The organism is Oscillospiraceae bacterium (genome assembly GCA_031265355.1).
Lineage (GTDB): Bacteria > Bacillota > Clostridia > Oscillospirales > UBA929 > JAIRTA01.
Window position 1 is genome coordinate 62684 of sequence record JAISCT010000019.1, and the last position, 10166, is coordinate 72849.

Annotated in this window: 4 protein-coding genes and 1 pseudogene; 4 read left to right on the top strand and 1 reads right to left on the bottom strand. The window is 54.8% G+C overall.

Going from position 1 to position 10166, the window contains the following annotated elements; translation table 11 throughout:
- Positions 1-13: 13 nt before the first annotated feature.
- The 3 genes from ispG (at position 14) to LBK75_02935 (ending at position 7028) form a co-directional block, all read left to right on the top strand.
- On the top strand, positions 14-1066 hold the full coding sequence (gene ispG, locus LBK75_02925; protein MDR1157247.1) for a flavodoxin-dependent (E)-4-hydroxy-3-methylbut-2-enyl-diphosphate synthase: 1053 nt from the start codon (positions 14-16) through the stop codon (positions 1064-1066).
- Positions 1067-1101: 35 nt separating this feature from the next.
- The gene (locus tag LBK75_02930; protein ID MDR1157248.1) at positions 1102-4524 is read left to right on the top strand and encodes a PolC-type DNA polymerase III; all 3423 of its coding nucleotides are present in this window, start codon (positions 1102-1104) and stop codon (positions 4522-4524) included.
- Between the two features lie 143 nt (positions 4525-4667).
- Entirely contained in the window at positions 4668-7028 is a 2361-nt protein-coding gene (locus LBK75_02935) for a hypothetical protein (protein ID MDR1157249.1), read from the top strand.
- Between the two features lie 59 nt (positions 7029-7087).
- Here the strand turns inward: LBK75_02935 and LBK75_02940 are convergent, their stop codons facing one another.
- A complete protein-coding gene (locus LBK75_02940; GenBank protein MDR1157250.1) occupies positions 7088-8383 on the bottom strand; it encodes an ATP-binding protein in 1296 nt (431 codons plus the stop codon).
- Between the two features lie 311 nt (positions 8384-8694).
- Between LBK75_02940 and LBK75_02945 the strand changes: the two are divergent.
- Positions 8695-9750 (top strand): annotated as a pseudogene (locus tag LBK75_02945) (Fic family protein).
- Positions 9751-10166: the final 416 nt, after the last annotated feature.

The following is a 10166-nucleotide window of genomic DNA, read 5'->3' on the forward strand; positions in this document are numbered from 1 at the left end:
GTCAGGCTCTGTTATGACAACGCGGGCGCATACGAGGCCCATCCGTGTCGGCGGCGTCACCATCGGAGGCGGCGCCGATATTTCCGTGCAGTCGATGACAAACACCGATCCACACGACGCGCCGGCTACCTTGGCGCAGATCGAATGTCTGCGCGCGGCCGGCTGCCACATTGTGCGGGTGGCCGTACCGGACAGGGCGGCTGTCCCCGCGCTGGCTGCGGTCTGCGCGGCCTCGCCGCTGCCGGTGGTGGCCGATATCCACTTCGACTACCGGTTGGCGTTGGATGCGGTGGCGGCGGGCGCCGCAAAGATCCGCTTAAACCCCGGCAACATCGGCGCGCCGGAGCGGGTGCGCGCCGTGGCGGACGCTTGCCGGCGGGTCGGCGTGCCCATTCGCGTGGGCGTCAACGGCGGCAGTCTGCCCGGCCATCTGCTGGCACAGTACGGCGGTGTGACGCCCGAGGCGCTGGTCGAGGCTGCGCTTGACCAGGTAGCCCTGCTGCACCGGTTTGACTTTGAAGACATTTGCGTGGCTCTCAAGGCCTCCGACGCCCCGACGACCGTCGCCGCCTGCCGTCTGATGGCCCGACGCACCCGGCTGCCCCTGCACCTTGGCGTCACCGAGGCGGGCACGCGGATGCGCGGCGTCGTCACCTCGGCCGTGGGCCTCGGCGCGTTGCTGCTGGACGGTCTGGGTAACACACTGCGCGTCTCTCTGACCGCCGATCCGACGGAGGAGGTCGCCGCGGGGTTTGCCATCCTGCGGGCAGCCGGGCTGTATCGACGCGGTGCGGACGTGATCGCCTGCCCCACCTGCGGGCGCTGCCGCATCGACGTCATCCGGCTAGCCGCCGAGGCGGAACGGCGGTTGGCCCACCTGACGCGTCCTATGACTGTGGCCGTGATGGGCTGCGCCGTCAACGGCCCCGGCGAGGCGCGCCAGGCCGACGTTGGGATCGCCGGCGGCGACGGCGTGGGGCTGCTCTTTTGCCGCGGGGAGATCGTCGGCCGCGCCTCCCAGGACAAACTTCTGGACGCTCTCTGCGACCTCGCCGAGCATCTGTAGAAACGGAGAAACAGGAATTTTCGGAGGTTGCCCATATGAACGCCCTGTCACGTTTTCAGGATTTGTTTTCCGACTGCCCCACCGAGGACGGCGATCACGCCGCGGTGGCGTCTCTGCTTGTCCGCGACGCCGTCTTTTTCCGCGGTCGCCAGGTGATGGACATCACGCTCTCCGACCCGGAGACGCGGGCCGACGACGCGCTGCTCCTGCGGCTCGAACGGCGGTTGTCGTCTCACTACGGCCTGCGACACGTGCGGATCGGCACGCTCGGGCACCGTCCCGAGCCGGCGCCCCGCGCCGCCATGCCGGCCTCGTCCGCGACGCCGGCGGGCGGGACGTCGTGGGGCCGCCCGCCCAGGGGGGAGATCGTCCCCATGCGGTTGCTGGCCGAGAAGACGGACGCCGTCACCGTCGAGGGAACGGTCCTCTCGGTGCAGCACCGCGCCGGCCGCGCCGGCGCGGGCGGATTTTTCAGTTTTGACATAACGGATTACACGGACTCTGTGCGCGTGGCCGCGTATCTGAAGACGGAGGAATCCGCCGCGCCGTTCGCCGCACTGACCGCCGGACGGCGTCTCCGGGTGGGCGGGCGCATGGAGACGGACCTCCGGGACAAAAACGGCGGACTCATCTTGCGCCCGTCCGGTTTTGTCTCCCTGCCGCCGATACTCCGCGAGGACACCGCGCCGGACGGACGGCGGGTGGAACTCCACCTGCACACCCGCATGTCGGCGTTGGATGCCACCACCGACGTGGGCAAAGCGGTGTTGACGGCGGCCCGCTGGGGGCACCGCGCTGTAGCCGTCACCGACCACGGCGTGCTGCACGCGTTCCCGGACGCCATGACCGCCGCGAAGCAGGCCGCGAAAAACGGCGCGCCCATCAAGGTCATCTACGGCTGCGAGGGGTATCTGGTCGACGACCCCGACCCGGCGGAGGATGTCCCAAAGCGCAAGAGCAAGACCCGCCGCCGGTCCCACCACATCATCCTGCTCGTCAAAAACCAGACAGGGCTCAAAAATCTGTACAAACTCGTCTCGCTGGCGCATCTTGACCACTTCAGCTACCACCCCAACATCCCGCGCGCCCTGTTGAACGCGCACCGGGAGGGCCTGATCCTCGGCTCCGCCTGCGAACGGGGCGAGCTCTTCTCGGCCGTCGTGGCGGGCCGGGACCGCGCCGCGTTGGAGACGATCGCCGCTTACTACGACTATCTGGAGATCCAGCCGCTGTGCAACAACGAATTCATGCTCCAAAACGGGATGGCCCGGGACCACGAGCAGCTCCGGGACTTCAACCGCACCGTTCTCTCTCTGGGCCAGGCGCTGCAAAAGCCCGTGGCGGCCACAGGCGACGTACATTTTTTGGAGCCGGAGGACGAGGTCCACCGCCACATGCTGCTGTCGGCCAAAAAGATGCCGGACCCGACCCGGCCGCTGCCGCTCTACTTCAAGACGACGGACGAGATGCTCACCGAATTTGCCTATCTCGGGGCCGAGGAGGCTCGGCGGGTTGTCGTGGAGAACCCCAATCGCATCGCCGACGACTGCGAGGCGGTCGTCCCGGTGCGCAGCGGTGAATTTTTCCCAAAGATGGAGGGCTCGGCCGACGAACTGCGCGCGATCACCGCACGACGGGCCCGCGAACTGTACGGCGACACGCTGCCGGAGATCCTGTCCGCCCGCATGCACACAGAGCTGGACGCCATCATCCGGAAAGGATACGACATCATCTACATCATCGCACAGCGCCTGGTGGCCCGTTCGCTGGCGGAGGGCTACCTAGTGGGATCGCGCGGGTCGGTGGGCTCGTCCATCGTGGCCTATCTCGCCGGTATCACCGAGGTGAACGCGCTGCCGCCGCACTACCGCTGCCCCGCCTGCCGGCACTGGCACTTCCCGGACTGCTCCGCGGCGGCCTGCGGCAGCGACCTGCCCGATTACGCCTGCCCGGTCTGCCGCACACCCTGCCACAAGGACGGGTTCGACATCCCGTTCGCCACCTTTTTGGGATTTGAAGCCGACAAAAAGCCGGACATCGACCTCAACTTCTCCGGCGACTACCAGAGCCGCGCGCACCAGCATACACTGGAACTGTTTGGCGAGGGCAAGGTGTTTCGCGCCGGCACAATAGGCACAGTAGCGGAGAAGACCGCGACCGGGTTTGCGCTCAAATTTTTGGAGGAACAGGGCCGGACGGTCTGCGCCGCCGAGTTGGGGAGGCTGGCCGGCGGCTGCGTGGGCGTCAAACGGACGACCGGACAGCATCCGGGCGGGCTCATCATCGTGCCGCAGGAGAATGATATCTACGAGTTCTGCCCAGTACAGCACCCGGCCGACAAGTCCGGGGATATCATCACGACGCACTTCGACTATCATTCCATCGAGGAAAACCTGCTCAAGCTGGACCTGCTGGGGCACGACGACCCCACGATGATCCGGCGGCTGGAGGAACTCACCGGTCAGAGCGCCAAGGATATCCCGTTGGACGACCCGGACACGATAAGTCTGTTCGTCTCTTCCCGAGCTCTCGGGTTTGAGAACGACTCCGTGCTCGGCGTCACGGGCGCCTGCGCGATCCCCGAGTTCGGCACCCGCTTTGTGCGCGAGATGCTGGTCTCTACGCAGCCGAAGAGCTTCGACGAGCTGGTGCGCATCTCCGGGCTGTCTCACGGCACAGACGTCTGGCTGGGCAACGCGGCCGACATCATCGCCGGTGGGCTCGCCACGCTGAGAGACGTCATCTGCGCCCGCGACGACATCATGATCTATCTCATCGGACGGGGGCTCGACCGGAAGCTCGCCTTCACGATCATGGAGAGCGTGCGCAAGGGCAAGGGGCTGACCGAGGCGTGGGAGGCCGAGATGCGCACCGCGGGTGTGCCAGGCTGGTATATCGACTCCTGCCGGAAGATCAAATACATGTTCCCCAAGGCACACGCCGTGGCCTATGTGATCATGGCCTTCCGCATCGCCTGGTTTAAGGTACACCGCCCGCTGGCCTTTTACGCGGCCTTCCTCAGCATCCGGGCCGGCTCGTTTGACGCCCACCTGATGACCCAAGGTCTCGCGGCGCTCACGCGGCACATGGATACGTTGGACAAAAAGGGCGACCGCACCGCCGCAGAGGACGATATGCTCGCGACGATGGAAGTGTGCTACGAGTTCTATCGGCGCGGCTACGACTTTCGGCCCGTCGATCTCTATGTCTCGGACGCCACGCAATTTCTGCCGGAGGACGACTCCCTGCGCCCGCCGTTTTTGTCCATCCCGGGGCTCGGCGAAACCGCGGCGCTGGACATCGTCTCGCAGCGCGCCAAACAGCCGTTTCTCTCGGTAGAGGACCTCTCCGCCCGCTGCGCGAAGGTGTCGAAGACCCACATCGAACAACTCACCCAACTCGGCGCCCTCGCCTCCCTGCCCCCCAGTGCGCAGATGAATCTGTTCGACATGAGCTGAATCGTTCGGGCGCCCAAATGGTTTTTCATCTAGAGATACTTGACAATTCATCCTTTTAAATATATAATTTGGTGAAAGAAGGCATATTTCATGATGATATAGATAAAAACCAGCCCTCTCGTCGAAAGGATCAAGTGGTAATTATGTCTGTATTGAAAAAAGATATCGTACGGCACACACGAAAAGCGGTCTGCTATCTATCCATCTTGGTGATCATTACCTTGGGAGCGGCTTGCTATGTCGGCGTCGGCGCCGCCGCGCCCGGCATGACGGTGACCGGGCAGCGTTATTTTGCGCAAACCAATTTTTATGACATCAAGTTGATCTCAACAAACGGCTTCAACCGCAAGAGCGTGGAGGAAATTTCCAAAATCAAGGGAATACAGGACATCACCGCACTCTACAGCGCAGACATCCTGGTCGACATGGGCAGCAATAAGCACGCGTTTAAAGTTCTCTCCATCGATGATCAACGGCCAACATCTTCAGATATGAGCGTCAACATTCCACAGGTTGTCAAAGGCGAATACCCCAAGCAGGACAACGAATGTTTGATTGACGCCAGGTTTTCTGATGCCGAGGCATTTGCGATAGGCAAAAAAATTACATTCCTCTCAGAAGACGGCGCACAGCATCCACTGACCTATCATGAGTACATCGTTTCCGGTTATGCGCAGACTCCGGTTTATATATCCGAAGACAGAGGCAATACCAAAATTGGCGACGGTAAGCTTTGGGGATTTGTGTTAATCCCAGCCTCTTCTTGGGAAATGGATCATTTTACAGAGGTGTATCTCACCATTCAAAAGGATAAGAATACAGACATCTCCAACGAGCCATATCAAAACCAAGCCGAACCGGCAAGTCAGTTGATGGACGTCTTGAACAAAACGCGAACGTCCATGCGATACACAGGCATGACGGATGAATTCTCTCTGGGAATGGATTATCTGGCGAAAATATATCTCGCCATTCAAAACGAACGCAATGTGAACAGTTCAAACATCTTTGACAGCTCATATGGGCAAAAGATCGAACCGGTGAGTGAACTGATCAGAGAATTGGGTGAAGTCAGAACAGAGACATGGTATACAGAAACTGTGGACGAAATTAAATCAAACATCGAGGAAACCAGAAAGAAAATCTCTGACGGCAGAGAGGCGCTTGTCATGGCGCAAAAAGAGATCGAGCAGATCGAGCGCGAAATTGCAGACAGGGAGAAAGCGTTGGACCAAAACACGGGCACTTTGGAAAATGAAAGTTCTAAAGTGACTGAGGAACTGACAGATACAGAGGCTGCGTTGCGCAAAACAAAAGCGCAAATAGACGCCAAAGAACTGGAGATCTCCAATAGTCGGAAGGAATTCGATGCCAATCAGAAAAATTTACAACAAACTAAGGAACATTATGCGCAGGAAGAAAGCATTTTTGCAGGGTTAAAAGAGAACATAAATGCTCTGGAAAAAGAGTTGAAAGAGCGATTTAACTATATGGAGTATCGGCAAATTGAATTGTTGGACTTGCGAAAATCTTTGGATAAAAAAATAGAGCAACACACCCCCGATGCAGAGGAGGAAATTGTGTTGCTGTCCGAAAGAATATCCGAAATCGAAACCGAGGCCGCCGATTATTCCGGGACCACGGCACACTATGACGCCCTGCTCCAAGAGTATCATACGCGTTCCGGTACTCTCTCGTCGCTCAAACATGAAATTGAAACATCTGAGGCGAACATCCAGGCCCGGGAACGAGCGCTGACAGACGCGCAGGACACGTTGGAAGCGACAAAGAAATCTTATCAGCTCGATCTGTCAAAATACAATGAGCAAACATCGATTTTATACCAAACGCAGCAAAACACTGTGAATACGCTGCAGGGATCTGTACAGACATTGGAGGAAATGAGAAAAAAATTAGAAGATGAACGCACGGCGCTCCAACGCGACGGATTGCGGACTGAAAAAGAAATTTTAGAAGCCGAGGACAGCATTGCCGCAAATGAAATGCGGCTCAAAGAATTGGAGATCCCCACTCGAGAATTCAACATTCCCAAATGGTATGTATTGAATGCCAGCCTGAACCCAGGTTTTTCAAAGTACAAGGCACATGTGCAAAGTATGCGGGCGCTTGCTTCCGTTTTACCGTTCTTGTTTTTCTTAGTAACGATTTTGACTTCTTTCATTGCGCTGACAAAAGTAGCTGCGTATGACAGAGACCGTATGGGAAGCTGGCACACATCAACTCATTCATCTTACAGCGTTTTACAAAAATATATCTTCTGTTCTGTATCCGCAAGTATATTGGGATGTGCCATCGGTTCTATTATCGGATTCAACCTGCTTCCAAAACTGATCTTCAGTTCATACGAGGCGATGTATCCTGCGTTTCCTCCCATTGCGCTTCAATTCAGCATATACTCCGTTGCTATTGCGGTCGTCCTGGCCGTTGCCGGCACAATACTTGCGTCGGTCGTCGTGTGGTTCAGGCATCAAAAGGACGCTTGACAGGAGCAGGGACGGACAGCGCCCTACTATACTGGCAAAGATGCGTTGTGGGAATTTTGTCACAAAAACATTGCCATATAGAGCGGAAAGCTCTCAATATCACCTGATTCTCCTACATTTTTTGCCGATAATTTTATTCCGTGTTTTACGCGCTCATATCTCATCACGGCATCTAAGCATTTCGACTTCGTGTTGTCGGCTGACTTAACCTCAACAGCAACAGCTGTTTTATACCGACGAATAAAAAAGTCAATCTCCCACTGATTGTTCTTTTCATAATAATACAGTTTCTTACCTAATTTCGTAAAAATATCCGCAATGATATTTTCATAAATCGCACCTTTATAAATCCCGAGATTTCCATCTATTATATCCTCTTGCGACCCTTCTTCAAGCATAGCCATTAAAAGACCTGTGTCCCGCATGTACACCTTAAATATGTCGCTTTTCGCATTGCCTTCAAGCGGAAGTTCCGGGCTGCTCAGGTTATAGCAGAAGTTAATAATACCAGCATCATAAAGCCACATCAAACTGCCGCCGAATTTACGCGCTGTCCCGTTTTTCTCCACAAGGCTATATCTAAATTTTTTGTAATCCTTTGCAAGGTGTTTTGGAATAGACAAGAAACAAGCCCTCGCCTTTGTTTTCTCCGCGCCCTCCGCATATTTGCCTATGTCGTCTGTATAATCACTTATAATACCTTTTTGCAGACGAAAAACATGCGCAAAATTGTGTGTTGTTACAAACTCTTGCACAACACGAGGCATACCGCCAATTACGATATACTCTTTAAACAATTCCATCATTCGTTCATGCATTGCAGCCGGAACGGGTTCGTGTTTCTCAAAATATCCACGAATGTCCGCAATCGAATCCGACTTTACCTCGTTTGCCCACAGAAACTCCTCAAAATCAAGCGAATGCATTTCTAACTGGTCAACATAGCCGACTGGATAAGACGATACATCTTTATAATTGATACCGAGCATAGAACCTGAAGCAATCACATCAAAGCGTTTGTCGGAGGCTAAGAATTTAAGAGCTGTCCGCGCTTTTGGGCAAAGCTGAATTTCATCGAGAAAGATAAGCGTTTCGCCGGGGACAAATTCCGCATTCGGAACACGGAGAGAGATTTGCTTTATCAGCGTTTCAACATCCAAATCTCTATCAAAAATAGCGGCATAAGTCGGATTTTCTACAAAGTTGATCTCTATAAAATGTTTGTAATTTTCTTTGACAAACAGTCTTATGATAAATGTTTTTCCAACCTGCCGCGCTCCTTTGACAAGCAGACACAATCGGTCTTCTCGCTGTTTCCAAGTCAAAAGCTCACTCGAAATCTTGCGCTTAAGCACAACCTATATCCTCCCCTAAAAATCTGAACATCGGCATTGTATGGTTCAAGTGTCAAAAGCCTCGGCCTTCGGCAGACGCACTTCTGACACCTGAACCATTGTATCACATATCCAAAGAAAAATCAAGCGCGTTGCAGATTTTATATAGGAATAAATTGTGATCCGCGCATATTATAAGGGTGAAACGGAGCAATGACATAATCAGAAAGTGTAATATCGTGCTCAAAATCTGCGCCGCCCTCAAATGCGACATCTCGGACATCATGGAAGTAATCCATGATGAACCCGTTTAAAGCGGAGGTGGAATGACAATGGCCTACAAAGGCGATTTTGACGAATACAAACGCCTTGGCGAACCGGAAAAGGCTGAAAAGTCGGATATATGGCGAACCGCTATCGGCTTGCAGCAGGTGGACGGATTAACGCCGTCCGAATACCTCATTGAAACGGCAAAGCAGAATATTGAGGGTGAAATCACCATCTATGAGGTTCAAGAACGGCTGGGCGCCTATTACAAAGCAAAGCCTGTGCAAACCCCGGATGACCGCACCGAGGAGGCCGACAAGGTTTCTGCCCGCATTGCCGAAATTCTGTCCGAAAAGACATTTTCATTCAGCCCCGCCGAATATATCACCATACACAAGCGGCTGTTTACGGGCATTTATAAGTTCGCGGGAAAAATCCGCGACTATAACATTTCAAAAGCCGGGTGGGTGCTTGGCGGCGAAACGGTTTACTACGCCTCCGCCGACAGCATTCGCGCCACGCTTAACTACGACTTTGAGCAGGAAAAAGCATTTTAGTACAAGGGACTTGGCAAAGAGTTAATCGTAGAGCATATCACAAAGTTCGTGTCCGGCCTGTGGCAGATTCACGCCTTCGGAGAGGGCAATACACGCACCACGGCTGTGTTTACCATCAAATATTTGCGGACATTTGGCTTTGCTGTCACCAATGACTTGTTTGCCGACCATTCGTGGTATTTCCGCAATGCTTTGGTTCGGGCGAATTACAACGATTACAAGAATAACATCTATTCGACGCTTGAATTTTTAGGGCGCTTTTTCGGAAACCTCCTGCTTGGCGAAAGCAACCCGCTGAAAAATCGTGAGTTGCGTGTTTCTTTGGAGAGCGGAATGGACGTCCTTGCAAATGTCCCTGTAAAAGCCGAGAATGTCCCTGTAAAACGCAAGGATGAAGTCCTAAAAATACTGCTTGCCAATCCAAGCCTGACGGCCGAGGAATTGGCTGCCGCATTTTCGGTAAGCGCCAAAACCATCAAGCGTGATTTTACCGCCCTCAAAAATGACGGCAGAATTAAGCGCGTCGGTTCAGACAAGGCGGGGCATTGGGAAGTAATTGAGTAAATAATCGTGCTATCCCGTTTTATCTGAGTTCATCCCCGTGGGAGGCAAAATGGGGGGTAAATCAAGAAATATCGAAAACCATGTGGGCAGACAAGCAGTAATATCAAGGGTTTGCGGCGATGAAAACGTAGGCAGAGCGCGTCCTTGGTAAGGTCCACCATGGACTGCCTGGGATCAACCTGGACCTTCACATTCAGAAAATGCCCTTTCGACCGAGCCACCACGTCGAGACGGGCACCTCCGGGTCTCCTGACGCAGCCCCAAAATCGACAGTCAAATCCTTGGAATCGGAACCTGATGAGCGCGACGCGGAAGCTGCGCCGCGCTCATTGGCTATGGCGCGACGACACGCCGCACGACGCATCCTGCTTGACTTTCCGCAAAACCGATATATAATAAAAGGAGAGGAAGTGCAT